Annotated in this window: 22 protein-coding genes and 1 pseudogene; 9 read left to right on the top strand and 14 right to left on the bottom strand. The window is 74.1% G+C overall.

All coding sequences use genetic code 11. From position 1 onward, the window contains the following. Positions 1-145: 145 nt before the first annotated feature. Both LIX60_RS16450 and purD read right to left on the bottom strand, forming a co-directional pair. Entirely contained in the window at positions 146-2,131 is a 1,986-nt protein-coding gene (locus tag LIX60_RS16450; RefSeq protein WP_227959079.1) for a hypothetical protein, read from the bottom strand. A gap of 373 nt (positions 2,132-2,504) precedes the next feature. Next, positions 2,505-3,794 carry a phosphoribosylamine--glycine ligase gene (gene purD / locus LIX60_RS16445; protein WP_227959078.1) on the bottom strand — a complete coding sequence of 430 codons (1,290 nt, stop codon included), beginning with the start codon at positions 3,792-3,794 and terminating at the stop codon, positions 2,505-2,507. Positions 3,795-4,262: 468 nt separating this feature from the next. Between purD and LIX60_RS16440 the strand changes: the two genes are divergently transcribed. Next, a complete protein-coding gene (locus tag LIX60_RS16440; RefSeq protein ID WP_227959077.1) occupies positions 4,263-4,985 on the top strand; it encodes an SLATT domain-containing protein in 723 nt (240 codons plus the stop codon). Between the two features lie 187 nt (positions 4,986-5,172). On the opposite strand, the gene LIX60_RS16435 is transcribed toward LIX60_RS16440, so the two are convergent. The 3 genes from LIX60_RS16435 to LIX60_RS16425 all read right to left on the bottom strand — a co-directional run bounded on the left by LIX60_RS16435 (position 5,173) and on the right by LIX60_RS16425 (position 8,857). Continuing rightward, positions 5,173-5,826, bottom strand: a complete 654-nt coding sequence (locus LIX60_RS16435) for a hypothetical protein (RefSeq protein WP_227962799.1) — start codon at positions 5,824-5,826, stop codon at positions 5,173-5,175. Positions 5,827-5,970: 144 nt separating this feature from the next. After that, entirely contained in the window at positions 5,971-8,031 is a 2,061-nt protein-coding gene (locus LIX60_RS16430; protein ID WP_227959076.1) for a glycosyl transferase, read from the bottom strand. Between the two features lie 121 nt (positions 8,032-8,152). Further along, positions 8,153-8,857, bottom strand: coding sequence for a GntR family transcriptional regulator (locus tag LIX60_RS16425; protein ID WP_227959075.1), 705 nt, complete (start codon positions 8,855-8,857; stop codon positions 8,153-8,155). Positions 8,858-9,396: 539 nt separating this feature from the next. Between LIX60_RS16425 and LIX60_RS16420 the strand changes: the two genes are divergently transcribed. The 3 genes from LIX60_RS16420 to LIX60_RS16410 all read left to right on the top strand — a co-directional run bounded on the left by LIX60_RS16420 (position 9,397) and on the right by LIX60_RS16410 (position 12,984). Then, complete coding sequence (locus tag LIX60_RS16420) at positions 9,397-10,152, top strand: DJ-1/PfpI family protein (RefSeq protein WP_374117866.1); 756 nt, start codon at positions 9,397-9,399, stop codon at positions 10,150-10,152. Between the two features lie 158 nt (positions 10,153-10,310). Further along, on the top strand, positions 10,311-10,736 hold the full coding sequence (locus LIX60_RS16415; protein ID WP_227962798.1) for a MarR family winged helix-turn-helix transcriptional regulator: 426 nt from the start codon (positions 10,311-10,313) through the stop codon (positions 10,734-10,736). Between the two features lie 82 nt (positions 10,737-10,818). Continuing rightward, on the top strand, positions 10,819-12,984 hold the full coding sequence (locus LIX60_RS16410; RefSeq protein WP_227959074.1) for a serine/threonine-protein kinase: 2,166 nt from the start codon (positions 10,819-10,821) through the stop codon (positions 12,982-12,984). Positions 12,985-13,109: 125 nt separating this feature from the next. Here the strand turns inward: LIX60_RS16410 and LIX60_RS16405 are convergent, their stop codons facing one another. Beyond that, complete coding sequence (locus tag LIX60_RS16405; RefSeq protein ID WP_227959073.1) at positions 13,110-13,325, bottom strand: type II toxin-antitoxin system HicA family toxin; 216 nt, start codon at positions 13,323-13,325, stop codon at positions 13,110-13,112. After that, on the bottom strand, positions 13,325-13,567 hold the full coding sequence (locus LIX60_RS16400) for a type II toxin-antitoxin system HicB family antitoxin (RefSeq protein WP_227959072.1): 243 nt from the start codon (positions 13,565-13,567) through the stop codon (positions 13,325-13,327). The genes LIX60_RS16405 and LIX60_RS16400 overlap by 1 nt, the downstream gene beginning before the upstream one ends. Before the next feature lie 214 nt (positions 13,568-13,781). On the opposite strand from LIX60_RS16400, the gene LIX60_RS16395 reads away from it, so the two are divergent. Continuing rightward, positions 13,782-14,222 (top strand): VOC family protein, encoded by a 441-nt coding sequence (locus LIX60_RS16395; protein WP_227959071.1) that lies wholly within the window; start codon positions 13,782-13,784, stop codon positions 14,220-14,222. A 105-nt stretch (positions 14,223-14,327) separates the two neighbouring features. Here LIX60_RS16395 and LIX60_RS16390 read toward each other — a convergent pair whose 3' ends face one another. From LIX60_RS16390 to LIX60_RS16375, 4 genes are all read right to left on the bottom strand, one after another. Further along, entirely contained in the window at positions 14,328-14,621 is a 294-nt protein-coding gene (locus LIX60_RS16390; protein WP_227959070.1) for a hypothetical protein, read from the bottom strand. Next, entirely contained in the window at positions 14,621-14,845 is a 225-nt protein-coding gene (locus LIX60_RS16385) for a hypothetical protein (protein ID WP_227959069.1), read from the bottom strand. The genes LIX60_RS16390 and LIX60_RS16385 overlap by 1 nt, the downstream gene beginning before the upstream one ends. 497 nt (positions 14,846-15,342) lie before the next feature. Continuing rightward, the gene (locus tag LIX60_RS16380) at positions 15,343-15,534 is read right to left on the bottom strand and encodes a DUF397 domain-containing protein (protein WP_227962797.1); all 192 of its coding nucleotides are present in this window, start codon (positions 15,532-15,534) and stop codon (positions 15,343-15,345) included. A 13-nt stretch (positions 15,535-15,547) separates the two neighbouring features. After that, complete coding sequence (locus tag LIX60_RS16375) at positions 15,548-16,408, bottom strand: Scr1 family TA system antitoxin-like transcriptional regulator (protein ID WP_227959068.1); 861 nt, start codon at positions 16,406-16,408, stop codon at positions 15,548-15,550. A gap of 307 nt (positions 16,409-16,715) precedes the next feature. Between LIX60_RS16375 and LIX60_RS16370 the strand changes: the two genes are divergently transcribed. Next, the gene (locus tag LIX60_RS16370) at positions 16,716-18,056 is read left to right on the top strand and encodes a vanadium-dependent haloperoxidase (RefSeq protein WP_227959067.1); all 1,341 of its coding nucleotides are present in this window, start codon (positions 16,716-16,718) and stop codon (positions 18,054-18,056) included. A gap of 155 nt (positions 18,057-18,211) precedes the next feature. Here LIX60_RS16370 and LIX60_RS16365 read toward each other — a convergent pair whose 3' ends face one another. Then, a complete protein-coding gene (locus tag LIX60_RS16365) occupies positions 18,212-19,495 on the bottom strand; it encodes an adenylosuccinate synthase (RefSeq protein ID WP_227959066.1) in 1,284 nt (427 codons plus the stop codon). Between the two features lie 176 nt (positions 19,496-19,671). Between LIX60_RS16365 and LIX60_RS16360 the strand changes: the two are divergent. Further along, positions 19,672-20,343, top strand: a pseudogene (locus tag LIX60_RS16360) (hypothetical protein); the annotation flags it as partial. A gap of 648 nt (positions 20,344-20,991) precedes the next feature. Here the strand turns inward: LIX60_RS16360 and LIX60_RS16355 are convergent. Continuing rightward, complete coding sequence (locus LIX60_RS16355; protein ID WP_227962796.1) at positions 20,992-21,489, bottom strand: GbsR/MarR family transcriptional regulator; 498 nt, start codon at positions 21,487-21,489, stop codon at positions 20,992-20,994. A gap of 214 nt (positions 21,490-21,703) precedes the next feature. Here LIX60_RS16355 and LIX60_RS16350 point away from each other — a divergent pair, with 214 nt between their 5' ends. Further along, a complete protein-coding gene (locus tag LIX60_RS16350; RefSeq protein ID WP_227959065.1) occupies positions 21,704-22,687 on the top strand; it encodes an ABC transporter ATP-binding protein in 984 nt (327 codons plus the stop codon). Then, positions 22,684-24,351: an ABC transporter permease gene (locus LIX60_RS16345; protein WP_227959064.1), complete on the top strand. Its 1,668-nt coding sequence runs from the start codon at positions 22,684-22,686 to the stop codon at positions 24,349-24,351. Before LIX60_RS16350 ends, LIX60_RS16345 begins: the two co-directional genes overlap by 4 nt. A gap of 388 nt (positions 24,352-24,739) precedes the next feature. Here the strand turns inward: LIX60_RS16345 and LIX60_RS16340 are convergent, their stop codons facing one another. Continuing rightward, positions 24,740-25,435: a response regulator transcription factor gene (locus LIX60_RS16340; protein ID WP_308102067.1), complete on the bottom strand. Its 696-nt coding sequence runs from the start codon at positions 25,433-25,435 to the stop codon at positions 24,740-24,742. Between the last annotated feature and the right edge of the window lie 65 nt (positions 25,436-25,500).

Below are 25,500 nucleotides of genomic sequence, written 5' to 3'. Positions count from 1 at the left end.
TTATGCACGACATTCCCCGGCGCGGCGGGAGACACGGCCATACGTGACAGCACATCACATTCCGCGCGCATTGCGTCACCGGTCGTCGTGAATTGCCGTGTTCGATTTCCGTGCGGTCGTTTACCGGCGCCGTGCCACCGGCCCGTCAGACGAGGCGCACGGGCTTCTCCGGGCGCACCCCCGCCTCGTTCAGCCAGCTCCGCAGCTCGGTGTCGTCCCCCTCTTCGACGAGGCGCAGCACCGGGCCGCCGAGGTCGGCCCCCCGGCTGTCGCCGAACAACAGCACGGGGCCGTCGAGCCAGTCAAGACCCGGTGCCGCGCCGGCGGTGTCCACCGCCGCGCAGCAGACCATGGCCGTCACATGGTCGACCAGCAGTTCCTTGCCGGAGCGCGGGACCTGGAGCGGGAAGAGCGGTACCGCGTCCACTCCGCGGGGCTCCGCTCCCCCCGGGCCCTCCGCGGAGGGCGCCGGGGCGCCGTCCGCCGCCGCGCCGCCGGGCGCGCCGGGCCGGTCCCGTTCCCGCTCCTCGCGGTGGAGTTCCGCGTCGAGACGCGCGGCCAGCCGCTCGCCCAGCCCGCCGTCGTCCGCTGCCCGTCCGCCGGTGAGCCGGTCCAGCACGCGGGCGAGGGTGGGGCCGCCGAAGGGCGGTCCGGCGGCGGCCTCGGCGGGCGTCACCGCGGCCGCCTCCAGGGGCGCAGCCCCGGGCGCCGCGCCGGCCGGTTTCCCGGCTGCCTTCCCCGCCGTCTTCCCGGGTGCCTTCCCGGGTGTCACCGCGGGCGCCGCCCCGGCCGCCGCGGGCGCCGCCCCGGCCGCCGCGGGCACCACGCCGGGCGCCGCGGGCGCGACCCCGGCCGTCACCGCGGCCTTCGGCCCGCCCGGCGTCCGGGGCGTCCCGGGGCCGTCGGCGGGCGGGAGTTCGTCGAGGACCCGCTGGAGGCGGGCGGCGTCCAGCCGCCACTTGCGGTCCACGATCTCCTCCGGATAGGTCTCCCAGTCGACCGGCGCCCAGCCGGGCCCGCGCTCCGCCGGGCCGCCGTGGAACAGCCGGGCCGCCAGCAGCGACGCCGCCTCGTCGACCAGCCCGGGCTCCTCCAGCAGATCGCAGGCCGGGCGCTCGCCCAGCCGGGAGGCGAAGCCCTCGGCGAGCCGGTCGCGCCGGGACAGCTCGGTCAGCGCGGAGACCACCCCGGCGTCGAGCCGGGACGGCCAGCGGCCCATCCGCCAGGCCGGGAGCGCCACCCGGGTCAGCAGCCGGTCCCAGCCCGCGTAGGCGAGGCCGACCTGCTCCTGGGCGACGATCCGCAGGCCGTAGTCGACCGCCTGGGCGCGGGCCGACGCGGCGGCGGCGACCCCGCGCTCCATCTCCGCGGCGTGGGCGCGGCAGGCGCGCAGCAGGGTCCGGGCCGCCCAGCCGGTGACGGCGAGCGCCCGGTGGCGGGCGGCGACGGCCACGGCCGCGTCCAGACCGCGGACGAAGCGCCGGGCGGCCGCTATGTCGGGCTGCGCCGAGGGGCCCGTTCCGGCGACCACCGGGGCGAGCAGCGCCCGCAGTTCGGCCACCCGCATCCACCACAGGAACGGTGAGCCGATGACCAGTTCCGGCGGCTCGGGAGCGGGGCGGCGGAAGCGCCGGTCCCCCGGCGGGACCGCCGGGCTCCCCGGCTTCCCGCTCCGGCGGAGCCCGCCGCGGCCCCGGAGGCCGGGCCGGCCGAGGAGGGCGCGGAGGCCGCCGAGGGGCGCCCGGCGCGTGAGATGCGCCCGGTCCTCCAGCCAGCTGTCGCAGTCGGGGGTGGTCGCTATGGCCGACGGCGCGGGGACGCCGAGCCGGTCGGCGAGTTCGCGGACGAGCCGGTAGAGATCCGGGGCGGTCTCCTCCCGGATCGCCACGGTCGGGCTGACCGCGGGCCGGGCCCGCGCCACGACGGCCGCGGTGACCACCGCCGGGAGCAGCACGGCCAGTGCCAGCGCGGTGACCGCCCAGCGGGCCGTGTCCCAGCCCGCGCCGGTGGCCAGGCCGGAGGCCGCGGCGGCGAACAGCACGATCGCGACGGCGGCCGGGAGCAGCACGGCGGCCACCGCCGTACCGCGGACGTGGAGGACCGCCAGGGCCCGGGTGCGCGCCACCCGCATTCCGGGCTCCGCACCGGCCGGTTCGGACGCCAACGAAACTCACTCCCTGCTGGTCTGCCGACTGTTCCCCACCCCCACTGTGGCACCGGGCACGGCGACCGCAACGCCGGTGGTCCGGTTGCCGCAACGGGCTCCCGTCCGGTCGGGAACCGGTACGGGGCCGTCAGCGGGCACCCTAAGCGGCCGGGCGGGTGTACGTCAGCAGTACCTCCGGGCGGTCACTCGATGGAATGGCTTTGGTCAGAGCTCATTCCCCCGGGCTTGGTTTCCGGGACACTTGCGCGACACCGCGAGGGCCCCGGGCTCCTCCGGCCGCGCGCGGGGCGCGGCGAAGGGGCCCGGGGCCCCGTGGCTCCGGTGGGTGGACGGTGCGTCAGCTCTCCGCGGCCCCTGCAGCCTCCGCGGCCTCCGCGGCCTCCGCCGCCGCACCGGCCGCGATGTCCGTACGGTGGTGCGAGCCGTCGAGGTGGATCCGGGACACCGCGCGGTACGCGCGGTCGCGCGCCGCGGCCAGGTCCGGCCCGGTGGCCGTCACGGACAGGACGCGCCCGCCCGCGCTGAGCACCTGCCCGGACGCGTCGCGCCGGGTGCCCGCGTGGAGTACGTACGCGTGCTCGTCCCCGGCGGCCACCGCGTCCAGGCCCGTGATCGGGTCGCCGGTGCGGGGTGTGCCGGGGTAGTTGTGGGAGGCGACGACGACCGTGACGGCCGCGCCGCCGCCCCAGGCGAGCGGCGGGAAGTCGGCGAGGTCGCCGGTGGCGGCCGCGAGCAGCAGCCCGGCGAGCGGGGTGCGCAGCCGGGCCAGGACGACCTGCGTCTCCGGGTCGCCGAAGCGGGCGTTGAACTCGATGACGCGCACGCCGCGGGAGGTGATCGCCAGCCCGGCGTAGAGCAGTCCGGAGAACGGCGTGCCGCGGCGCCGGAGTTCGTCCACGGTGGGCTGGAGGACGGTGTCCAGGACCTCGTCGACCAGCTTCGGGTCGGCCCACGGCAGCGGCGAATAGGCGCCCATGCCCCCGGTGTTGGGGCCCTCGTCGCCGTCCAGGGCCCGCTTGAAGTCCTGGGCGGGCTGGAGCGGGACGACCGTCCGGCCGTCGGTGACCGCGAAGAGGGAGACCTCGGGGCCGTCCAGGAATTCCTCGATGACGACCCGGTCGCAGCTCAGCGCGTGCGCGCGGGCGGTCTCCAGGTCGTGGGTGACGACGACGCCCTTGCCGGCGGCGAGGCCGTCGTCCTTGACGACGTAGGGGGCGCCGAAGGCGTCCAGCGCGTCGTCGACCTCCTCCGGGGTGGTGCAGACGTGGCTGCGGGCGGTGGGCACGCCGGCGGCGGCCATGACGTCCTTGGCGAACGCCTTGGAGCCCTCCAGCCGCGCCGCCTCCGCGGACGGGCCGAAGACGGGGATGCCCCGGGCGCGCACCGCGTCGGCGACCCCGGCGACCAGGGGCGCCTCGGGGCCGACGACGACCAGCCCGGCGCCGAGGTCCGCGGCGAGATCCGCCACGGCCGCGCCGTCGAGGGCGTCGACCGCGTGCAGCTCGGCGAGCTCCGCGATGCCGGCGTTGCCGGGGGCGCAGTGGAGCGCGGTGACGTCGGGATCGAGGGAGAGAGAGCGGCACAGGGCGTGTTCGCGGGCGCCGCCGCCGATGACGAGGACCTTCACGCGGCTCAGGGTAGCCGCCGCCGGGGCGGGCCCGCCGGGCCGTCTCACGGCCGCTCGCCCGGGCCGTCCGGATCCGTGGCGGTACGCGCGCCCGTCCCGGCCCGCCGGGCGGCCCCCGGGACGGCCACGAGCCGTGCCCCACAGGCGAGTTGGGAGAATCCGGAGCCCCGCGGGCCCCACGCGGCACACGCACCGCACCCGCGGCCAGCATCGCGGTGGCGCGCGGGGCATATCCCGTCTTCCGGCGGCCACCACCCTTTCGGGTGATCGAATCGGGCTCTATACCTGATCACAGGCCCCATCTGTGGGTAAATCGAGCCGTATCGCAGGTGAGCCCCACCATTCGGCGGTATGAAGGGTGGCGCGCAGCAGCCGTCACGCGGTTCCCGCCCGTCCCCCGTGTCCCATCGGACGCGGAACGACGGCATCCTTGCGGGCAGCACCGCCGACCACAGAGGGAGCACACGGGTGAGCCAGCCGGAAATGCAGCCCGAGGGGCCTCCCCCGAAGGACGGTGGGCGGCAGGGCGATCTGCTCGGCCGTCCTCTTCCGCTCGGTGACTGGGGAGAGCCCGCGGAACGGCTCGACGAGCTGTACCGCTGGGTGGAGGAGCGTGCGCTGCGCACCTCCGAGTGGTATCTCGCCGACCGCGGCTGGAAGCGCCGCGGCGCCAGGCTGCTGCGGACGGGCAGCGCCCTGCTGGCCACGGCCGGCTTCTCGCTGCCGCTGCTGGAGCTGACCGGCGCGGTCGGCCACGGCGCGGCCTGGGGCTGTGCCGCGCTGGTCGGCGCCGCCGCCTGCGTGGTCTGCGACCGCTATTTCGGACTGACGTCCGGCTGGATGCGGAACGTCGCCACGGCGCAGGCCGTGCAGCGCCGGCTGGAGGCACTGCAGTTCGACTGGGCCTCGGAGAGCGTCCGCGAGGTGCTCGGCCCGACGGAGGGCACGGCGAGCGAGGCCGCCGAGCGCTGCCTGTCGGTGCTGCGGCGCTTCTCGGAGGACGTGTCCGAGCTCGTGCGGTTCGAGACGGCGGACTGGATGGTGGAGTTCCGGTCCGGTTCGGCGCCGCTGCTCACCCAGTCGCTGGTGCCCTGGGGCCGGCAGGAGGGCCGTACGGTCACCCGCTTCCAGCTGCCGCCGGGCACCCGGCCCAACATGCCCCGGCAGCGGCCTCCCGAGCCGCCGCGGTAGCGGGGCGGCGGCCGGGGGGCGGTGGCCCGGGGGCAGCAGCCCCGGGGGGCGCGGCAACGCGCCGCCGCCGCGCGGGACGACCGCGGCCCGTACCGCCGGGCTGCGGTACGGGCCGGGCGGGCGCGGGGCCCGGGTGTCCGGTCGGGGTGTCCGGGTCCGGGTGTCCGGGTCCGGGTCCGGGTTCCGGTCAGCTGAAGACGATCATCGATCCCTGGCTGAGGCTCCGGGTCGCCGCCGCGTTCAGGCCCAGCCACACATGCCGTTCGCGGGCATACGGGCTGCTGTCCTCGTACGAGACGGTGACCGCGGGCTCCTCCAGACTGGTGGGGCGGCCCGGCGGCGCGGGCGCCATCGGCGGGTTGACCGGGTCGATGCCGATCGCCGGGGCGACCGCCTCCAGTTCGCGGAGCAGGCCGTGGGCGGAGCCCAGCGGGCCGCCGCCGCCGAGGAGTTCCTCGTTGGACAGCGGCTGGGGGAAGTCGACCGGAACGTAGGCGCCGGCGTGGTCGTAGTGCCAGACCAGGTGCGACTGCTGCGCGGTGGTCTCGAACATCTCCAGCAACTGTTCGTAGTCGCCGCCGAGTTCGTCCACCGGGGTGACCGGCAGTCCGCAGACCTGGAGCAGATAGGCACGGCGCAGGAAGTGCAGCGCGTCGTAGTCGAAGCCGGCGACGGGGGCGACGTCCCCGCTCAGGCCGGGCATGTAGCCGAACACGGGAACGGGGGGCAGCCCCGCCTCGCGCAGGGCCTTGTCGTAGACCGCGATCTCTTCGGCGAAGGGGTTGTCGGGGCTCTGGCACAGCACATCGACGAGCGGGACGAGCCACAGATCACACGCCACGAGCACTCGCTCTCTGTCCGGGTCGGCACGATGGTCGGATCAGCGTAATGGGCGGGGCCGCCGCGCGGGCGGCGGCACGGGGTGGAGCGGGGCGGAACGGCCGGAAGCGTCGCCTCCGGGCCCCCCGTTGCCCGTTCTGCCCGTTTACGGGACGTCCCAGACCCAGGCGTCGCCGACCGGCCGTCCCGGCTCGTCGAGCAGCCGGTCGAGCGTGGCGCGCAGGGCCGTGTCGTTCGGCTGCCGCTGGAGCACCAGGGCGCCCGCCCGCCAGAAGGCGAGATCCTCGCGGGCGGCCCGGCGCTCCTCGGGGCCGATGGCGGGCACCCGGCCGCTCCAGCGCACGTCCCAGAGCAGCTCGCCGGTCGGGCGCGGTACGGCTCCGTAGTAGCCGGGCGGGCTGCCCTGCCCCGGGATCCGGGGGCCGGCCGGGCCCATGAAGTAGCCGCCGGGCAGCGGGAAGGCGAAGTCCGCCTCGATCTGCCAGCGCAGCGCGCTCGCCTCACCGGGCGAGGGCAGCGGTACGGGCACCAGCGACTCGCCGGGCCGCACATACGACCGCCAGGCGCCGCTCGTCGCCACCGTCGGCACGGTCGGCCGTTCGGTGGTCTCCAGCGGCGTGGGCACGACGGGCAGCAGCGCGGCGCAGAGCGCCAGGGCGCCCGCGACCCGGATGAGGACGGCCCGGTCGCGGCGGGCCCGGTCGTCGGGCGCGGACGACGACGAACGGGCGGCCGCGGCGGCGTCCGAGACGGCGGTCCAGCCGAGCGCCAGCAGCATCCCGAGCGGCGGGGCGCACACCATCGCGTACCGGGACTCGATCACCGATTCGAAGAGCGGCAGCCCGTCGAGGAGCCGCCAGGGGCCGGGGACGGTCGCCGCGCCCTCGGTGCCGGCGAGGGAGATGTCCGAGCCGAGGGACAGGGCCGCCGCGACGAGCACGGTGGCGGCCAGGGCCTTGACCACGGGGCGCCGCCACAGCGTCACCGTCACGACGAGGAACAGCACGGCCAGCGGCCAGCCGTAGAAGGCGTTCTGCTCGGTCGGGTTGAGGGAGAGCCGGTCAGCGGTCGCGGGGTCGCCCGCGAGGGAGCGTTCGGCGAACTCGACGAGCGCGAGCAGCGGGTTGCCGGTCGGGCCGTGGTTGATGGCCGCGTAGCTCTGCTCGCCGTAGAACTGCCAGTACAGCGGGAACGCCACCAGGGCCAGGCAGACGCCGGCGCCGGTCAGCAGACCGCGCGCCAGCGGCCCGGCCACGGCGCGGGCGGCGCTCGGCCGCGCGCAGGCGTAGCCGGCGGCGAAGACGACCATGCCGGTGACGGCGAGCAGCAGCGCCTCCTCGCCCAGGAAGATCTGCCACGTCATCAGCAGACCGAGAACGACCCCGTCGTGGAGGACGCGGCGGCCCGTGCACAGCTTGAGCATCCGGTCGATGACCAGCGGCAGGACGAACAGCACGACCAGATTCGCGTGGGCGTTCGCATGGGCGATCATCGGCGGCGCGAAGGCCGCGACGGCGCCGCCGACGACCGCCGCCGTGCGGTTGCCCGTCAGGTGGCGCCGGATCAGCCAGTACCAGGCGGTGGCGGTGGCGGCGAGGCCACCGGTGAGCACGGCGGCCCAGGTGACCGTGGGCCCCAGGAGGGCCGTCAGCGGGGCGAGCGGGATGGAGACCCCGAACATGGCGGTGTTCGCCATCAGGTTCGCGCCGAGCGGGTAGTTCTGCAGCGTGGTGAAGAGCGGGCTGTCACCGCTGAGGACGTGGTGGGCGGTGACCGCGAAGAACCATTCCCACTGGTTCTGGTCCCGCCCGCTGTCGACGAGATAGCTCCGGTCGAGATCGGCCCAGAGCCCGGCGTACAGCAGCAGGGACGCGAGGAGGTAGCCGGCCGGCACGGCGAGCGCGGCGGGACGCGGCAGCCGGCGGCGCCGGGCGTTGGCCCGCTCACCGGCGCCGTCCGGGGTGCCGGTGGCGGCGGCGGTGGCGGCGGTGTCTTCGGACGGGCTTTCGGATGAAGTACCGGCCGGGGTTTCGGACGGCCTTTCGGACAGGGTGTCCGGCCGAGCCTCGGACGGGGGTTCGGGCAGCGGTTCGGACGGCGGGCCGGACGGGACGTCCACGGGCACGTCCGCCGGGGTGCTTCCCGGCGCGCTCTCCGCCGCGCCCTCTCCGGCCTCCCCGTCCCGGGTCGCGTACGTCTCGCTCACTGTCCTTCTCCCGTCCTGTCGTGCCGCCCGGTGGGAAGGGCCGGGGCATGGGTGCCGGAGGCCCGTGCGGCGTCCGGTCCGCCGGCGGAGCGGTGCGCCGGAGCGCCGGCGCGGGCGGTCGTCATGCCGGTCCGTAACGGGCCGTGAAGCGGTCGAGCAGCTCCAGGGAGTGGTCGTTGTAGCCCGTGATGATGAGCCGGGCGGCCTGCTCGTCGCGGGCGGCGACGGCGTCCGCCAGTTCCCCGTGCCCGCTCCACAGCCGCCCCGCGAGATCCGCCTCGCGCCGCAGGTACGGCACGGCGAAGACCCAGCTCTGCACCCGCACCCGGTCGAGCATGTCGCGGATGTAGGGATTGCCGACGAGCTGGCCGAGCTCCCGCCAGAAGCGCAGATCGTGCCCGATGAGCACGTCGAGATCGCCCGCGCGGGAGGCGCGCACGGCCTCGTCGGCCCGGCGCCGCAGGGAGCGGAGAGCGGCCGGGGTGAGGGCGTCCAGGATGCGCTGCACCGCGTGCCGGAAGATGCCGTCGACGATCAGGGTGCGCGCCTCCACCATGTCGCGGAAGTCCTGCGGGGTGAACCGGTGCACCTGGAAACCGCGGTGGTGCTCCAGGTCGACCAGGCCCTGCGCGGCGAGGTCGACCAGCGCTTCGCGCACGGGGGTGGCGGAGACGCCGTACTGCTCGGCGATCTCCTTGACGGCGACGTGCTGCCCCGCGGGCAGACGGCCGGCCAGCACTTCGTCGCGGAGCGCCTCGGCGATCTGCTGCCGCAGTGTGTTGCGGGTGACTGCCGAGCCGCGGGGGTGGCTGCCGCTGCCGGGCATGGGGTCGGTCTCCTTCGCCGTGACACGGGAGCGCTGGTCGCGCGGCCTCCGGGTCACCTTAGGCGACGGCGGGGCACCCGTCTCCGGCGGATTCACACCGTCCCCGCACGTGGGACGGCCCGGCCGGACGAACGGGGCCCGGCCGTGCGGACACGGCGGGCCCCGTTCGCACCGTATGCGCGGAGGCGACCGGCGGCTCCTCGTCGAGAGCCGCCCGCCCTTCCTCGGCCTCCGCGGCGGTTGCACCCATGGGTACGGGGCGGGGGCGGCCCTTGTTCACCGGGCGGGGAGGGAAATCCGCGATCCCTCCGGGCGTGCGCCCGCGCCGGGCTCCGCGCGCCCCCGGCCCCCCTGGGGCCAGGGCCTGCCGGGCGGGGTTCCGTCCGGGAGGCGGGGCACCCGTACGCCCTCTCCGATTGACAGCATACTGACGGATTGACAACATGCTGTCCAAGGCAGGCCGGATGCCGCGCGGCCCACGCGCCCACCGGCCCGCCACCGCCGCCCCGGTCCACCGGGTCCGGACCCAGGAGAGAGCCATGAGCAGCACCACCGTGCACCTCGCCGTCTACGACACCCTCGCCGACTGGGAGTTCGGCTACGCCACCGCCGTCCTCCGCGAGTCCACCTACCACCGCGCGCCCCGCCGTCCCGTCGGGGTCCGCACCGTCTCGCTCGGCGGGGCCGGCCGGCCCGTCACCACCATCGGCGGCGTGCGGATCGTGCCCGACATGGCGCTGGACGAGCTGCGCCCGGGTGACAGCTCGCTGCTGATCATCCCGGGGGCACGGCTCTGGGACGCGGGCGAGGAGCTGGCCCCGTTCGCCGGCGCGGCCCGCGCCTTCCTCGACGCCGGCGTCCCGGTGGCCGCGATCTGCGGCGGCACGGCCGGACTCGCCCGCGCGGGCCTGCTCGACGACCGGGACCACACCAGCGCCGTCGCCGAGTACCTGGCCCACCAGCCCGGCTACGGCGGGCACGACCGGTACCGCGACGCGGACGCCGTCCGCGACCGCGGCCTGATCACCGCCGGGCCGACCGAGCCCGTGGCCTTCGCCCGTGAGATCGCCACCGAGCTGGACCTCATGGAGCCGCACGTCCTGGACGCCTGGTTCCGGCTCTACGCCGCCTCGGACCCGACCGCCTTCCCCGTGCTGATGAGCGCGGCGGAGAGCGCGGCGGCGGACCACACCGGCGACGACACCGCGGGGGGCATCGTGAACGGCACGGCGGAGACGCCCCACCCGGGCGCCGAGTCCGGACGGGTGTCCGCTCCGGGAGACAGCGCCGCGTGAACGAGCCGACGAGCCCACGGGAGGGCACGGGGAGCCCGGAAGACCCGGAAAACCCGGAAGCCCCGGACGCCGCCGGGGCGCCGGCGGGGCCGGCGGGGCCCCAGGGACCGGCGGAGCCCCAGGGACCCGCGGAGCCGGGGAGCCCGTCCGAGCCCGAACTGCTGTCCCGTACCGCCCTGGCCGCCTTCCGCCTCAACGGGCAGTTCCTGGCGGCGGCCGAGGCCATGGCCCGCCCGGCCGGGCTCACCGCCGCCTGGTGGCAGGTGCTCGGCGCGGTGCTCCGCGAGCCGCTGCCGGTCGCCGGGATCGCCCGTGCCATGGGCGTCACCCGGCAGAGCGTGCAGCGCGTCGCCGACCTGCTGGCCGGCCGGGGCCTCGCCGAGTACATACCGAACCCGGCGCACCGGCGGGCCAAGCTGCTGCGCCCCACCGAGGAGGGCCGGGCGGCCGTCCGCCGCATCGACCCGGCACACGCGGAGTTCGCGCGGCGGCTGGCGGGGTCCATGGGGCCCGGGGAACTGGAGGAAACGGTACGGGTTCTGGAACGGCTGGTGGACGCGATGGACACAATCGGGGGTCGCTGAGCGCGCAGTCGTCCCACCACGGGACGTCCCGCCCTATTCTCCCCCTGTTGGGGAGAGCACCAGGGGGAAGGGCACGGGGCTTATGGATGAGCTGAGGGACGGCGACCCGCAGCGGATCGGCGCGTACCGGCTGCTGGGCCGGCTGGGCGCGGGGGGCATGGGCCTGGTCTACCTCGCCCGTTCCGACCGGGGCCGCACCGTCGCGGTCAAGCTCGTGCGGCAGGAGCTGGCGGCCCAGGGCGAGTTCCGGGACCGCTTCCGCCAGGAGGTGCGGGCGGCGCGCCGGGTGGGCGGCCGGTGGACGGCGCCCGTGCTGGACGCGGACACCGAGGCGGCGCTGCCGTGGCTGGCGACCGGCTACATCGCCGGGCCGTCGCTCCAGCGGCTGATCGGCGAGCACGGGCCGCTGCCGGAGCGGTCGGTGCGCATCCTGGCGGCGTCGCTGGCCGCCGCTCTGGAGGACATCCACGCGGCCGGGCTGGTGCACCGGGACCTCAAACCGTCGAACGTCCTGGTCACCATCGACGGGCCGCGCGTCATCGACTTCGGCATCACCCGCGCCCTGGAGACCGTCACGGACGGCGGGCTGACCCGCACCGGCGCCATCGTCGGCTCCCCCGGCTTCATGGCGCCCGAACAGGTGCGCGGCGAACGCATCACGCCGGCCTGCGACGTCTTCTGCCTCGGCTCGGTGCTGGTGCACGCGGCGACGGGGCGGCCGCCGTTCGGCGGTACGGAGAGCGGGGTGCCGGCGGTGCTGTACCGGATCGCGCAGGAGGAGCCGGACCTCACCGGACTGCCGGACGGCCTGCGGGAGTTGGTGGCGAACTGTCTGCACAAGGACCCGGCCGGGCGGCCCTCGCCCGCCGAGCTGCGGGAACGTTCGGGCGCGGACGCGACGCTGGGCGACGGCCGGGCGCTGGAACCGTGGCTCCCGGGCCGGGTGGTGGCCCAGCTCGGACGGCACGCCGTACAGCTGCTGGACGCGGAGAACCCGGCATCGGCCGACGGCGGCCCGGCCGCGACAAACCCGGTGGCCCCTCCGGCGGCGGACCGCCCCACGGCCGGAACCGGACACGCGTACGGACACGGCCTGGCGCACGGAACGGGTCCGGCACCGGAACAGCCGTACGAGCCGGCGCCGGAGCACACACCGGTGAACGGATCGGGCGAAGACCCGTACGGCGCCGGACCGTACGGCCCCGGCCGGGAGAACGGACCAGGTGGCGGACCGGCGCGCGGGGAAGCCCACGGCGCCCCGCGCGCGGGCCACGGCGACAGCCGGAACGGCCACGACGACCGCAACGGCCTCAGCGGACACGAGGGCCCGACCGGGCACGAGGACGGCCCCGGCGGCCCCAGCGGCCGGAACGGCTACGGCCCGCATGGCCGCCACACCGGACAGGGCCACCGGGGCGGCCAGGGCGGACGGGAGAACCACCGCCACCAGCCCCCGCCCGCCGGGCCCGCCCCCCACACCCCGCACACCGCGCCCACGGCGACCTCGGACGTCCCGGCACCGCCGCCGCCTCCTCCCCCGCCCCGGGGGTCCGCGCCGCCCGCCTCCACGCCGTACTACGGCCCGCCGCCCCCCGGTTCCGGCTACGGATACGGCACGCAGCAGTACAACACCACGCCGGGCTACCTCCCCCCGTACCGGCCGGACCACGGAGTCCATCCCGACGGCTCGGCCCGGACGACCCGCCACTGGCGCATAAGCGCTCTGGTCACCGTCGTGGCCCTGGCGGTGGCCGTCATCGGCGGCACGACCGTCTACACCCTGCTCAAGAACGCGGGCTCAGCAGCCGACCGGAGCCGGAACGGCGCCTCCGGTTCCCAGGGCACCCCGGACACCCCGAACAGCCCGAACCCGGACACCGACCACGCCTCCCCCTCGCCGCAGCCCACACCCGGCGCCGTCCCGCAGGAGTACCTCGGCACCTGGGAGGCGGCCTTCGGCACGGCGGAGCAGGACGTCCGCCGCTTCACCCTGGCCCAGGGCAGCCCCGGCGACACGGTCTTCCGGCTGGACGCCGACGGCCCCGGCTACCACTGCGAGTTCAGCGCCCGGCTGCGGACCGGCGGCCCTCCGGTCGAACTGGAGGCGTCCACCGTGGAGATCGCCCAGCCGGACACGGCCTGCCAACCCGGCCCGGTCACCACCCTGGAGATGGAGTCCGACGGCAGCCTCCGCCGCGTCTTCTCCGAGGGCACCGAGAAGCCCCTCGTCTACACGAGGATCGACTGACCCGGACCGGATGCCCCGTCATGTACAGCTCTCAGGTGCCAGAGGTCCGGCGGCCGGAGTCTTGTCTCCGCCGGGCGCGGCTCCCGTCAACACGCAGGCTCTCCACGCTGCGGCATCCCGGCCGGTCACATCACGTCCTTGAGTTCGTCCGCGCTGACACCGGCCTGCCGGAGCACGTTGGCGAGGGTCCCCCGGGGCACCGGACTGCGATGCGGGACCACACAGACAACGCTGCCGCGACGCAACACCGTATGCGAGCCCTTGCCGGTCCGGCGAGTGAAGCCGAGCCGTTCCAGGGCTTTGATGAGCCGGTCGGAGGAGATCTGAGGAAGCGGAGGCATCAGGCTGCTTGTACCGTGACGTCGACGTCACCGGACCAGGCATCGGCCTGGCGGGCGGCGATCGCCTCGGCATCCTCCCGGGACATTTCGGCGAAGTACAGCTCAAGGGCTTCCGTGATCATCGCCTTGGCTTCTGCGAGATCCTTGCCCCAGCTCGTAGTACCGGTCACCGGCTCCAAGGCGTTGTAGCCGCCCTCGTCGGGCGTGTAATGGATGTGGAAGGTAACGCGCTGATCAGCCATTCGGGCTCTCCTGGAGCAGCGTGAGGACATCATCTTGATTTTACGGCCCGCTCCGTCCGGGCCACGGTCTTGATCTGCGATCGCCGAGAGTTGGGCCGACGGGCCGGCAGCCCGCCCAGCCGCGCGTTGCGGACCCGTCCTGTCCGCAAGGGCCCATAGCGTGACGGCACGGCGCGAGCGGAAGGATCTCGCGGTGACGGAAGGATCAACGGTCATGCTGCGAGGTCTCGCCACCGTCAGCTTCTGGGCGGACGACGTCGAAGCGGCGAAGAGCTGGTACAGCGAACTGCTCGGCATCAGGCCGTACTTCGAACGCTCCGGCCCGGACGGCAAGCTCGCCTACGCCGAGTTCCGCCTCGGCGACTTCCAGGCCGAACTCGGCCTGATCGACCGCCGCTACGCCCCTCCCGCCGCGGCGGCCGAAGGCCCGGGCGGCGCCGTCGTCCACTGGCATGTGGGCGACGTGGCGGCCACCGTGGAGCGCCTGCTGTCGATGGGCGCCACGGAGTACCAGCCCGTCACCCCGCGCGGGGAGGGCTTCGTGACGGCATCCGTGACCGACCCCTTCGGCAACGTCCTGGGCATCATGTACAACGCGCACTACCTGGATGTCCTGGCGCGCATCCCCGCCTTCGACCTCCCGGAGCCCGGGTGAGCCGTGTCCGCCGCGCCGGGCCGGGGCCCCTGCCGGCCATGGCCGGGAACGGAGCGGTCCGGGCAGGCACGGGGGACGCCTGCCCGGACCGGTTCACGGGGCTTCCTACGAGCGGCGCGCCGCCGCGTCCTCCCGTTGGTGGCTCCGGCAGTACGGCGTGGCGCCGGGCGGGGTCGTCACGGGTTCGTCGGCGAGGGCGTAGCAGAGCTGCGCGTGCAGCACCTCCGCCTCGGCGACGGAGAGCCGCAGGGCGAGGTCGGTGTCGAACCGGCCGTCCTGCCGCAGCCACAGATGGACGGCGAGCCGGCCGTCCGCCTCCCACGCCACCGGCTTGCCGGGCACGCGGCTGACGCAGAGCCCCTGCGCGGGGCCGGAGTTGCCGGGGGTCCGGGTGCGCATCAGGCAGCCACCCCCGCCACGGGAGCCGTCCCGCCGACCGGGCCGCCGGCGCCCCGCGTGAGGAGCGCCGCCCCGAGGTCATAAGCCTGAACGGTCTCGGGGCAGGCGAGGACCCCGTCCATCGCCAGCGCGAGCGCGGCCCGGCGCCGTGCCTGAGCAGAGGGGCCGGGCCCCACGGACGCACCGGCCTGCCGCCCACCGCCGTCCCGAACCGGCAGCTCCACGGGCCGGTGGTACGGCTGGGGCTCCGGCCAGGGGTGCGGCCGGAGGCGCCCCAACCGGTACGGCGGGTCACCGGCCCGGACGAGGAGCCGCACACCGGTGGCGGTACGTGCTTCTCGGGCAGGTGCCGCGGCCACGGCCGGTGCGGCAAACGGAACGGGCACAGCCCCGGTGGCGCGCCGCCGCCCCGTGGCAGGGGCGAGCGGCGCGCGGAGCCGGGCGAGTGCGCGCCGGAGGGCACGCCGGATACGGTGGTTCATGCTGACGCTCCTGGTAGGCGTTGGCCACGCCCCGGGGCGCTGCAACGCCGCCGGGGCACCTTGTGCCTGCGCGCAACGTGATCTCCCGTTCCGCGAAGCCGTGGAAACGCTAGCGACAAACAGCAGCTACTTACAACGTGTTGTAAGCGTGAATTCGATACGGCATATGCCCTGCCGCACCAAAGGGGTTGTAGAACGCCCGCCAGGGCGAACGCAGGTCCGGAAATCGATAACGCGAGTCAGAGAAGTGTGTCGAACTCTCCGGCTTTGACTCCCGCGACCAACGCACGAAGACGCTCGGGTGTGGTCACGATGACCCCCGCCGGGGCATCGCTCTCTCGCATCAGGACCACAGCTTCGCCTGCCGCAAGCTCCAGGCAGTTACCTTCCGGCTGCTCCGAGAACGAAGACTTCTGCCACCGTATGTCCATTCTTCCCACGCTTTCATCGTTCCTGCGCCACGTCGCGGATGAAGTCCCGCGACCGGCTCGGGCTGAGGGCGCGCTCTTCCATACGGTCCAACACCGAACGGTAGTTCGCCAGATGGGTCTCCGCGTCCAGGAACGACGACCCGACCGGGGTGTCGGTCTGCACCGTGTCGAGCTGTGCCACCGGCCCCTGCGCGTAGAGAGTCGAACTCGCCGCAGCGGGGAAACCACCGGCCGCGAACGGCAGAACGCGGACGGTGACGTTCTCCCGCTCGGATTCCTCCAGCAAGTGCCGCAACTGCGTCCTGACCGTCTTCCGGCCACCGAACTCCATCCGCAGAGCCGCTTCGTGAATGATGAAGTCGCACTCGGGCGGCTGCGGTTTACCGAGCACGCCGGACCGCCTGAGCCGGAACGCGAGCTTGCGCTCGAAGTCGTCCGGCGCCATGGGCGGGACCGCCTCGCCGAAGACGGCCCGCACGTACTCCTCGTGCTGAAGCAGCCCGGGCATGTGCGTGATCTGCGCCGCACGGAGAGCCACGGCACAGTCCTCCAACTCCGCGAGGTCGAGCAGTGTCGAGACGAGTACGTCCCGATACTCGTCCCACCACTTGGCGGCTCCGGCACGACGCTCCCTGGCCATCTCGGCGAGCGCGTCGATGTACGGGGCTTCGTGACACGAGTAGTTGGCCGCCCAGACACGCACACGATCGGCACTCACCCCGAAGCGGCCGGACTCGACGTTGCTCACGGTGGTCCGGTCCGTGCGGTGCATGACGGCGGCCTCGTTGATGGTCAGCCCGGCCCGCTCGCGCATCTTGCGCAGCTCCGCCCCGAGCCGCCGCTGCCGCTCGGTCGCCGGCTTCCTGACCGGCATCGGCACTCCCCCTCCGTCATGGTGCCCCAGCACTTCCTCCGGCCAGGCCACCGTAGCCGCAAAACCCAGGGCTCCCGCCTGCGGCTGGGTCACTACCGCCCGGGTTGCAGCGACCGGCGCCGGCTACCGCACCGGTTTACCCGGTGGTCCGTCTCCTGTGGGACGCCGGGGTCCGCAGGCACTCGCTAGCTTGAGCGCGCCGGTGCAGCGGGTACCGGTTCAGTGGAACAGGGGATGGCACATGGCCTCACCGCCCTCAAGACGGCTACCGATTCCGTGGCGAGGCACGAGCCGGAGAACCGGGCTCGTGCTGTTCGTCGTACTCGCGGCGCTTCTCGCACCGCTCACCACCGCCGCCCCGTCGACCGCGGCACCCTCCTCCGCGGCCGGCTCCGCACAGGCGGCCGCGTTCGACGGCAGGCCGGTGCAGTTCTGGAACTCCGTACTGATCGATGTCTTCAGGCGGCAGACGGACGTGGGCCCCGGCCCGCTCGCCAGGGCCGCGGCGATCATGAACGCGGGTATCTACGACGCGGAGAGCGCCTACCAGCGGACCTGGCACTCCCTGAGGTACGAACCCTTCCTGGAGGCGCCCAAGTACTCCGGGGCCCCCTTACTGGAGGGACCCGACGAGGAAGAGCGCGTCATCGGCCACACCGCGCGCAACCTCCTGGTCCGGCTCTTCCCCGCCCAGACGACGTTCATCAACACCCGCTTCAAGGAGCGCTTCGGCAACGAGTGGACCAGCTTCGACGTCCTCAAGCCGCTGGTGGCCGAGCCGGTCGCCGACCGGATCTGGAACGCCCGTTACAACGACGGCTCCAGCGAAGGCGAGGCGTACACCGTGGAGGACAAGCCGGGCGCCTGGCGTCCGACCGGCGGCACCTGCGCCCTGGAGAGCGACGCCGTGGACCCGGACTGGGGGCTCGTGCGGCCGTTCGTCCTGTCCTCGGGAGCGCAGTTCCGGCCCGCGACGCCCGAGACCTACGGCACGTACGAGGTGCTCCTGGCGAGCCAGGCATACCAGGCTCAGGTGGACGAGGTGCGCAGGCTCGGTTCGGCGACCTCGACGGCGCGCACCCCCGACCAGACCGCGGCGGCCTGGTTCTGGGCCAACGACGCGGACGGCACCTACAAGCCGCTGGGACAGCTGCTTGCCATCACCACGGCCGTCGCCAACCAGCAGAACCTGCAGACCTACCGGACGGCACGGCTCTTCGCGCTGCTGTCGCTGGCGATGGCGGACGGTGCGATCGCCGAGTGGGACGTCAAGTACAGGACGCCGATCGACCTCTGGCGGCCCGTCTCCGCGATTCAGGTGGGCCTGAACGACCCGGCCTGGCAGCCGCTGGGGCCCACCCCCTGCTTCCCCGCCTGGGCGTCCGGGCACGCGACCTTCGCCGGAGCGTGGGAGACCGTGATGAGGGAGGCGTTGGGCTCCGACCGGATCTCCTTCACCGCCACCACCGACGAGCCCAATTCGCCGGTCAGGAACCGGACGTTCGACAGCTTCAGTGCCGCGGCCGAGGAAAACGCGCTCAGCCGCCTGTACCTGGGTGTCCACTACCGCTGGGACGCCGTCGACGGACTCGAGCTGGGACGTGACGTGGCCACGTACGTCATCGGCAACGAACTCCAGAAGCTGTAGGGCGCTGGCACCGAAGCGCCGCAGCACGCCGATCCGGTCGGATCGGCGGTGCTGTGCTGCGGCAGCCTCACGTCATCCGTTCACCTGCCGAGGAGTCTGAGCCGTGCCCGGTCCGGGCCGGCGGGGGTGCAAGCCCGCCGGCCACGGCGCGCGGCTCAGAGGAACGAGTTGATCTGGATCGTCTCCGTACGGCCCGGGCCCACGCCGATGGCGGAGATCGGGGCGCCGGACATCTCCTCCAGGGCCTTGACGTACCGCTGGGCGTTCTTCGGGAGCTCCTCGAACGTCTTGGCCTTGCTGATGTCCTCGGACCAGCCCGGCAGCATCTCGTAGACCGGCTTCGCGTGGTGGAAGTCGGTCTGGTTGTACGGGAGCTCCTCGACGCGCTTGCCGTCGATCTCGTACGCCACGCAGACCGGGATCCGCTCCCAGCCGGTCAGGACGTCCAGCTTGGTGAGGAAGAAGTCGGTGAGGCCGTTGACGCGGGTGGCGTAGCGGGCGATCACAGCGTCGAACCAGCCGCAGCGGCGGTCGCGGCCCGTCGTCACGCCCCGCTCGCCGCCGATGGTGCGGAGCTTGTCGCCGTCCTCGTCGAACAGTTCGGTCGGGAACGGGCCGGCGCCGACACGGGTGGTGTACGCCTTCAGGATGCCGATGACCCGGCTGATCTTCGTGGGGCCGACTCCGGCGCCGGTGCAGGCGCCGCCCGCGGTCGGGTTGGAGGAGGTGACGAAGGGGTACGTGCCGTGGTCCACATCGAGCAGCGTGCCCTGGCCGCCCTCGAAGAGGACGACCTTGCCCTCGTCGATGGCGTTGTTGAGGACGAGGGTGGTGTCGGCGACGAAGCCGCGCAGCTCGTCCGCGTAGCCGAGCAGTTCCTCCAGGACCTGGTCGGCGGCGATGGCGCGCCGGTTGTAGAGCTTGACCAGCATCTGGTTCTTGAAGTCGAGGGCCGCCTCGACCTTCTGCCGCAGGATCGACTCGTCGAAGAGGTCCTGCACGCGGATGCCGACCCGGTTGATCTTGTCGGCGTAGGTCGGGCCGATGCCGCGCCCGGTGGTGCCGATCTTGCGCTTCCCGAGGAAACGTTCGGTCACCTTGTCGACGGTCGTGTGGTACGGCGTGATCAGGTGCGCGTTACCGCTGAGCAGCAGTTTCGAGGTGTCGACGCCGCGCTCCTGGAGCCCGCTCAGCTCGGAGAGCAGGACCGCCGGGTCCACGACGACGCCGTTGCCGATGACCGGGGTGCACCCCGGCGAGAGGATGCCGGAGGGGAGGAGATGCAGCGCGTACTTCTGGTCGCCGACGACGACGGTGTGGCCGGCGTTGTTGCCGCCCTGGTAGCGCACCACATAGTCCACGGAGCCGCCGAGCAGGTCGGTGGCCTTCCCTTTGCCCTCGTCACCCCACTGAGCACCGAGCAGCACAAGTGCGGGCACAGGCGTACACCCCTTCCGGGCGGGGCATGTCCAACGTGCACGGCGGCGATCGCGCGGCGTTCTCGGCGCGCGCCGTCCGCAGAGCCGTCGAACCGGTGCCCCGGATAGACGAAGCCCCTGGCGCAAGACAGCGACAGGGGCTCTTGCACCGAGAGATTACCTGAGGAAGGACCGAGGTGTCGGCTCCAGCACCCGGCGAACGCCCACTGCTCATCGTCATCGACCCCGTGGCCCGCCGCGACGACGCCGAATCGGTCCGCATCGTGCGGGACGTGCTGTGCGCGGGGGCGTCCGCCAAGGTCTGCCTCCCGGACGGGCCGGAGGACGTGGCCCGCCATCTGGCGCACCGGGGACGGCGGCGTCCGGTGGTGGTCGGTGACGATCTCGCGCTGCGCCGGATCGTGGGGCTGCTGCACCGGGAACGGGAGCTGGCGGACGCGGCGCTGGCCTTCGTCCCGGTGGGGGCCTCGGCCCGGTCGACCGCGCTGGCGCGGGAGCTGGGGGTGCCGCTGGGAGCGGTGCCGGCGGCGCGGGTGGTGCTGGACGGCAGGGAGCGGCGGCTCGATCTGCTGGTCGACGACAGCGACGGGGTGGTGATCGGCGGGCTGAGCATCCCGGGGCGGGACGGCGGGTTCGCGGTGCGTACGCCCTGGTGGCAGCCGGCGCTGCGCGGCTGCCGGGGACTGGTGCGCGGCCACCGCCGGACGAACGGCAGTGCGGGGGACGGGGGCCGGGACGGCGAGGGGGCGGGCCACCACCGGCTGCGCGTGGAGGCGGACGGGGTGGTGCTCGTGGACCTCGACCGGCCGGTGCGGGACGTGTCGGTGACGGTGTGCGGCGGCGCCTCCGGGTTCCGGCCGGGCGGGACGGAGCCGTGGGAGGCCGGCGGCGCGGGGCGGGACGGGTCGCGGTGGGACGGGACCGGCGGGGACGGGACCGGCGGGGAAGGAGCCCGCGGCCGGCGCGCGGCGGGCTCCGGCCGGAACGGCCACGGAACGACCGGCCACGGCGCCCCGTCCGGTTCCGCCTCCGGCGCCGGACGGGGCGGCGCGGCGCGGAACGGGTCCGGCGGTCCCGGGGCAGCCGGTACGGAGGACGGAGGCGGGGCGGGCCGGACGCGGGAGCCGGGCGCCGGACCGGCGGCGGGCGGCGGCCCCGGGGCGACGGCGCACGGACCGGATTCCGCTTGCGGCGGGCTCGCGCACATCGTCATCCAGCCGGTGGACGGCGGCCGGGGCGGTGCCCCGGTCACGGCGCACGCGCGGGCGATCACCGTCTCCGGTCCCGATTTCCACTACCGGGCCGACGCGGTGGTCGGCGGACCGGTCCGCACCCGTACCTGGACGGTCCGCCCCGGGGCCCTTCGGCTGACTCTTCCGCATCCGGCTCCGCCCTCGGGCGGATCCTGAGCGGCCCCGGCCCTCGCCGGGGTGCAGGAACGAGCGCCGGGCCCGGGGAGCACCCGCCCCGGGAGCACCCGGCCCGGCGACACCGCGTCAGCCGGCGCCGCCCTCCCTGCGCCGCTGGTCCCGGTGCTCGATCCAGCGGTCCAGCATCGAGGTCATCTCCCGGCGGAGGAACGCGAAGAAGTCCAGCGTCTCCTCCAGCCGGCGCCCGGCCGCGCTCTCCGTGCCGACCGCTTCGACGCCCGTGCGCAGGGTGTTCTCCCAGCGGAGAAGGACCTCGTTCCGGCGGCTGAAGGAGAGGTACCACTGGTCGTCGTGGAGGCGGTAGCGCTCGCGCCGGGAACCCGGTTCGCGTTCCCGGCTGATGAGGCTGACCTGAGTGAGGTACCGGATCGCGCCGGAGACCGCGGCCGGGCTGACCTGCAGTTGCTCCCCCAGTTCGGCGGCGGTGAGCTGGCCCTTCTCGGAGACCATCAGCGCCGCGAAGACCCGGGCCGGCATCCGCGGCACCCCGGCCTCGACGAGTTCCGAGGCGAAGCGCTCCACGAAGCGGGAGAGGCCCTCCGGGTCCGGGTCGGTCCGCCGCAGGGACCGCGGCTGCGGCTGCGACTGCGCCCGGGTCTCCGGCTTCGCCTCCGGCTCCGGCTGCGATTCCGGCTGCGTCTCCGGCCGCTGCGGCCACCCGGTCGGCTCGTCGGTCACGTCCGCTCCATCTCCCTTGATCAGCATCCTGGGCGGTGAGGGCGAGTTTATATGCTTCCTTAACTTCACAAGTTTGTGAAGTGCGCGTAGCTTCGGAACCATGACGAAGGCAATCTCCGTAGCCGGCCTCCACAAGTCGTTCGGCCGGACCCACGCGCTCGACGGCCTGGACCTGGCCGTCGAGACCGGCGAGGTGCACGGCTTCCTCGGCCCCAACGGCGCCGGCAAGTCCACCGCGATCCGCGTCCTCCTCGGTCTGCTCCGCGCCGACAGCGGCGCCGCGCAGCTGCTCGGGAAGGATCCCTGGCACCACGCCGTCGAACTGCACCGCCGGCTCGCCTACGTCCCGGGGGACGTCGAACTGTGGCCCAACCTCACCGGCGGCGAGGCCATCGACCTGCTCGCCCGGCTCCGCGGCGGCCTCGACAAGAAGCGCCGGGACGAGCTCATCGAGCGCTTCGACCTCGACCCGACCAAGAAGGGCCGGGCCTACTCCAAGGGCAACCGGCAGAAGGTCGCGATCGTCGCCGCGCTCGCCTCGGACGCCGAACTGCTGCTGCTCGACGAGCCGACCGCCGGACTCGACCCGCTGATGGAAGTGGTCTTCCAGGACGTGATCTTCCAGGCGAAGGCCGCGGGCAAGACCGTGCTGCTCTCCAGCCACATCCTGGCCCAGGTCGAAAAGCTGTGCGACCGCGTGAGCATCATCCGGAAGGGGCAGACCGTCCAGTCCGGCACGCTCAGCGAGATGCGCCACCTCACGCGGACGACCGTCGAGGCCGAGACCGAACGCCCCGTCACCGGCCTCGCCGAACTGCCCGGCATCCACACGCCGGTGATCGACGGCACCCGGGTCCGCTTCGCCGTCGACGGCACCCACCTCGACGGCGCCATCCGCAAGCTGAGCGAGTTCGGCATCCACATCCTCACCAGCCACCCGCCGACCCTCGAAGAGCTGATGCTGCGCCACTACGGCGACGAGCTCGCCGCCAACGGCCACTCCAACGGCGACCTCAACGGCCACGCCGACAGCACCGGCGGCACCTCGGGCACCGGCACCGCCGGCGACGGAGGCGTCCGATGACCGGCGCCACCGCCACCGCCGCACCGCGGACCCCGTCACCGCCACCGCCCGCCACCGCGCGGTCCGCCGCCCTGGCCGGCACCGGCGTCCTCCTGCGCTTCGGGCTGCGCCGGGACCGGATCCGGATCCCCGTGTGGCTGCTCTCGCTGACGCTCGGGACCATGCTCACGGCGAACAGCCTGAGCACCCTCTACACCACCGAGGCCGAGCGCGCCTCGACCGCCGAGACCATGGGCAGCCCCGCCGCCCTCGCCACCTCGGGCCCGCGCCACTACCTCACCGACTACACCTTCGGCTCGATGATGGGCCACCAGATGCTCGGCTTCACGGCCGTCCTGGTCGGCATCATGAGCGTGCTCATCGTCTCCCGGCACACCCGGGCCGAGGAGGAGACCGGCCGCGCCGAGCTGGTCCGCTCCACGGTGGTTGGCCGCCATGCCCAGCTGGCCGCCGCGCTGGGCGTCGCCGTCGTCGCCAACGTCGCCCTGGCCCTGCTGTTCGCCGCCGGGCTGGCCGTCATGGGCATCGAGTCCATCGGCTGGGGCGGCTCGCTGCTCTACGGCTTCGCGCATGCCGCGGCCGGGATCGTCTTCGCCGCGGTGGCCGCCATCACCGTCCAGATCACCGCGCACACGCGGGGCGCCTCCGGCATGGCGCTCGCCGTGATCGGTCTCGCCTACGCCCTGCGCGCCACCGGCGACGTCGGCACCGAGGCGCTGGCGTGGCTGTCGCCGATCGGCTGGGTGCAGCGCACCTACGTCTACGTCGACGACCGCTGGTGGCCGGTCCTGCTGACGCTCGCCTTCGCCGCGCTCGTCGCCGCCGTGGCGTTCCCGCTGAGCACCAGGCGGGACGTGGGCGCGGGGCTGCGGCCCACCCGGCTCGGCCGCCCGGCGGCCTCCGACCTGCTGACCCGGCCCGTGGGCTTCGCGCTCCGGCTGCACCGCGGGATGCTGATCGGCTTCGGCGCCGGCGTCTTCGCGCTGGGCGTGATGTACGGATCGATCCTCGGGGACGCCGAGGACATGCTCAAGGACCTGCAGGAGATCCAGGAGGCCATCGAGGCGCTGGGCGGAGCGACGATCACCGAGTCCTTCGCCTCGATCATCGCGCTCATCCTGGCCATCGTCGCCTCCATCTACGTGGTGATGGCCGCCCTGCGGCCGCGCGCCGAGGAGAGCGGGGGCCGCGCGGAACCCCTCCTGGCCACCGGGCTGTCGCGGACCCGCTGGGTGCTCAGCCACGTCACCGTGGCCGCCGTCGGCGGTGTGCTGCTGCTGGCCGTGGCCGGTTTCGGCTTCGGGATCGCGGGGGCGGCGGCGACCGGGGACAACGACCTGGTGGGGAAGCTGACGTGGGCCTCGATCGCCTACGCGCCGGCCCTCTGGTTCACCATCGGTTTCGCGGTCGCGCTCTTCGGCTGGGTGCCGCGCTACGGCACGCTGGCCTGGCTGATCCCGGTGTACTCGTTCGTCGTCGGCTACCTGGGGCAGATGCTCCAGTTCGCCGACTGGCTGAACAACCTCTCGCCGTTCGGCCACGTGCCGCAGCTGCCCGCCGCCGATCTGGAGTGGGCGCCGCTGCTGGTCCTCACCGCGCTCGCGGCGGGGCTGGTGTGGCTGGGGCTCCTGGGCTTCCGGCGGCGGGACCTGGAGACCAAGTAGGCGATATCCCGGCTCGGTTGGGACGACGGCCCCGGCGGCTTCCCGCGCCGGGGCCGTCGCCGTGCCGTTGCCGTTGCCGTTGCCGTTGGCCCTCGCCCTCGCCGTCGCCGTCGCCGTCGCCGGGTGACGGCCCCGGGGCGGTGACGCAGCGGGCGCTGCTGGCGATTTATCCTGGTTTGCCCTTCGGTGCCTGCGAACGCACTCCGCGCAAGGGGAGAAGGGCCGAGCCCTCACCGGGAACTCTGTCCACAGCCTGTGGACAGAGTTCCCGCCCGCCGCGCACAGAACGGCGGAAGTCGGCGCATAGCGGGGCGGCGGGGTTTCGGTGGCCGCCGCCGTGCCGCTGCCTGCCCCTTCCCCTTCACCCCGACGGCGCACCCGCCCCGGCTCACATACTGCCGCCCGGGGTGACCAGGCCGATCTCGTACGCGAAAACGGCGGCCTGGGTGCGGTCCCGCAGGCCGAGTTTGACGAGGACGCGGCTCACATGGGTCTTCACCGTCGCCTCCGAAACGGTCAGCCGGGCCGCGATCTCCCCGTTGGAGAGGCCCTGTGCGATGAGGGCCAGCACCTCCGTCTCGCGCTCGGTGAGATCGCGGATGCGGTCCATGCGCGGGGCGCGGGGGGCGCCGAGACGGGTGAACTCGGCGAGCAGCCGCTTGGTGACGGTCGGCGCCAGCAGTGCCTCGCCCGCCGCCACGATCCGTACGGCGTCGGCGAGTTGGCGGGCCGAGGCGTCCTTGAGGAGGAAGCCGCTGGCTCCGGCGCGCAGCGCCTCGTAGACGTACTCGTCGAGGTCGAAGGTGGTGAGGATGAGGACGCGCGGGTGGCCGCCCTCCTCGCGCTCGGCCGCGATCCGCCGGGTGGCCTCCAGGCCGTTGGTGCCGGGCATCCGGACGTCCATCAGCACCACGTCGGGCCGCAGCCGCGCCGCCCGCACGGCCGCCTGCTCACCGTCCACCGCCTCGCCGACCACCTCGATCCCGGGCTGGGCGCCGAGGAGGACGGAGAAACCCTCGCGGACCATCGCCTGGTCGTCCGCGATCAGGACGCGGATGGGGGCGGCGGAGTCGCGGGCGGGCACGGGGGTGCTGTGCTCCGGGCCGGGGGTGGGGGCGGGGGTGGTGTCGGGGGTGGCGTCGGCGTCGT

The organism is Streptomyces sp. S07_1.15, from assembly GCF_020739505.1.
Classification (GTDB): Bacteria; Actinomycetota; Actinomycetes; order Streptomycetales; family Streptomycetaceae; genus Streptomyces; species Streptomyces xinghaiensis.
Note: the sequence above shows the minus strand (reverse complement) of the source record. Positions and strands in the feature narration are given on the sequence as shown.

Excerpts from the sequence above, each read along its gene's own strand:
- LIX60_RS16400 (WP_227959072.1), bottom strand. The coding sequence starts at position 13,567 with ATGGCTGATCAGCGCGTTACCTTCCACATCCATTACACGCCCGACGAG.
- LIX60_RS16345 (WP_227959064.1), top strand. The coding sequence starts at position 22,684 with ATGACCGGCGCCACCGCCACCGCCGCACCGCGGACCCCGTCACCGCCA.
- LIX60_RS16410 (WP_227959074.1), top strand. The coding sequence starts at position 10,819 with ATGGATGAGCTGAGGGACGGCGACCCGCAGCGGATCGGCGCGTACCGG.
- LIX60_RS16350 (WP_227959065.1), top strand. The coding sequence starts at position 21,704 with ATGACGAAGGCAATCTCCGTAGCCGGCCTCCACAAGTCGTTCGGCCGG.
- LIX60_RS16380 (WP_227962797.1), bottom strand. The coding sequence starts at position 15,534 with ATGGACATACGGTGGCAGAAGTCTTCGTTCTCGGAGCAGCCGGAAGGT.
- LIX60_RS16395 (WP_227959071.1), top strand. The coding sequence starts at position 13,782 with ATGCTGCGAGGTCTCGCCACCGTCAGCTTCTGGGCGGACGACGTCGAA.
- LIX60_RS16425 (WP_227959075.1), bottom strand. The coding sequence starts at position 8,857 with ATGCCCGGCAGCGGCAGCCACCCCCGCGGCTCGGCAGTCACCCGCAAC.
- LIX60_RS16390 (WP_227959070.1), bottom strand. The coding sequence starts at position 14,621 with ATGCGCACCCGGACCCCCGGCAACTCCGGCCCCGCGCAGGGGCTCTGC.
- LIX60_RS16405 (WP_227959073.1), bottom strand. The coding sequence starts at position 13,325 with ATGCCTCCGCTTCCTCAGATCTCCTCCGACCGGCTCATCAAAGCCCTG.
- LIX60_RS16450 (WP_227959079.1), bottom strand. The coding sequence starts at position 2,131 with ATGCGGGTGGCGCGCACCCGGGCCCTGGCGGTCCTCCACGTCCGCGGT.
- LIX60_RS16420 (WP_374117866.1), top strand. The coding sequence starts at position 9,397 with ATGAGCAGCACCACCGTGCACCTCGCCGTCTACGACACCCTCGCCGAC.
- LIX60_RS16375 (WP_227959068.1), bottom strand. The coding sequence starts at position 16,408 with ATGCCGGTCAGGAAGCCGGCGACCGAGCGGCAGCGGCGGCTCGGGGCG.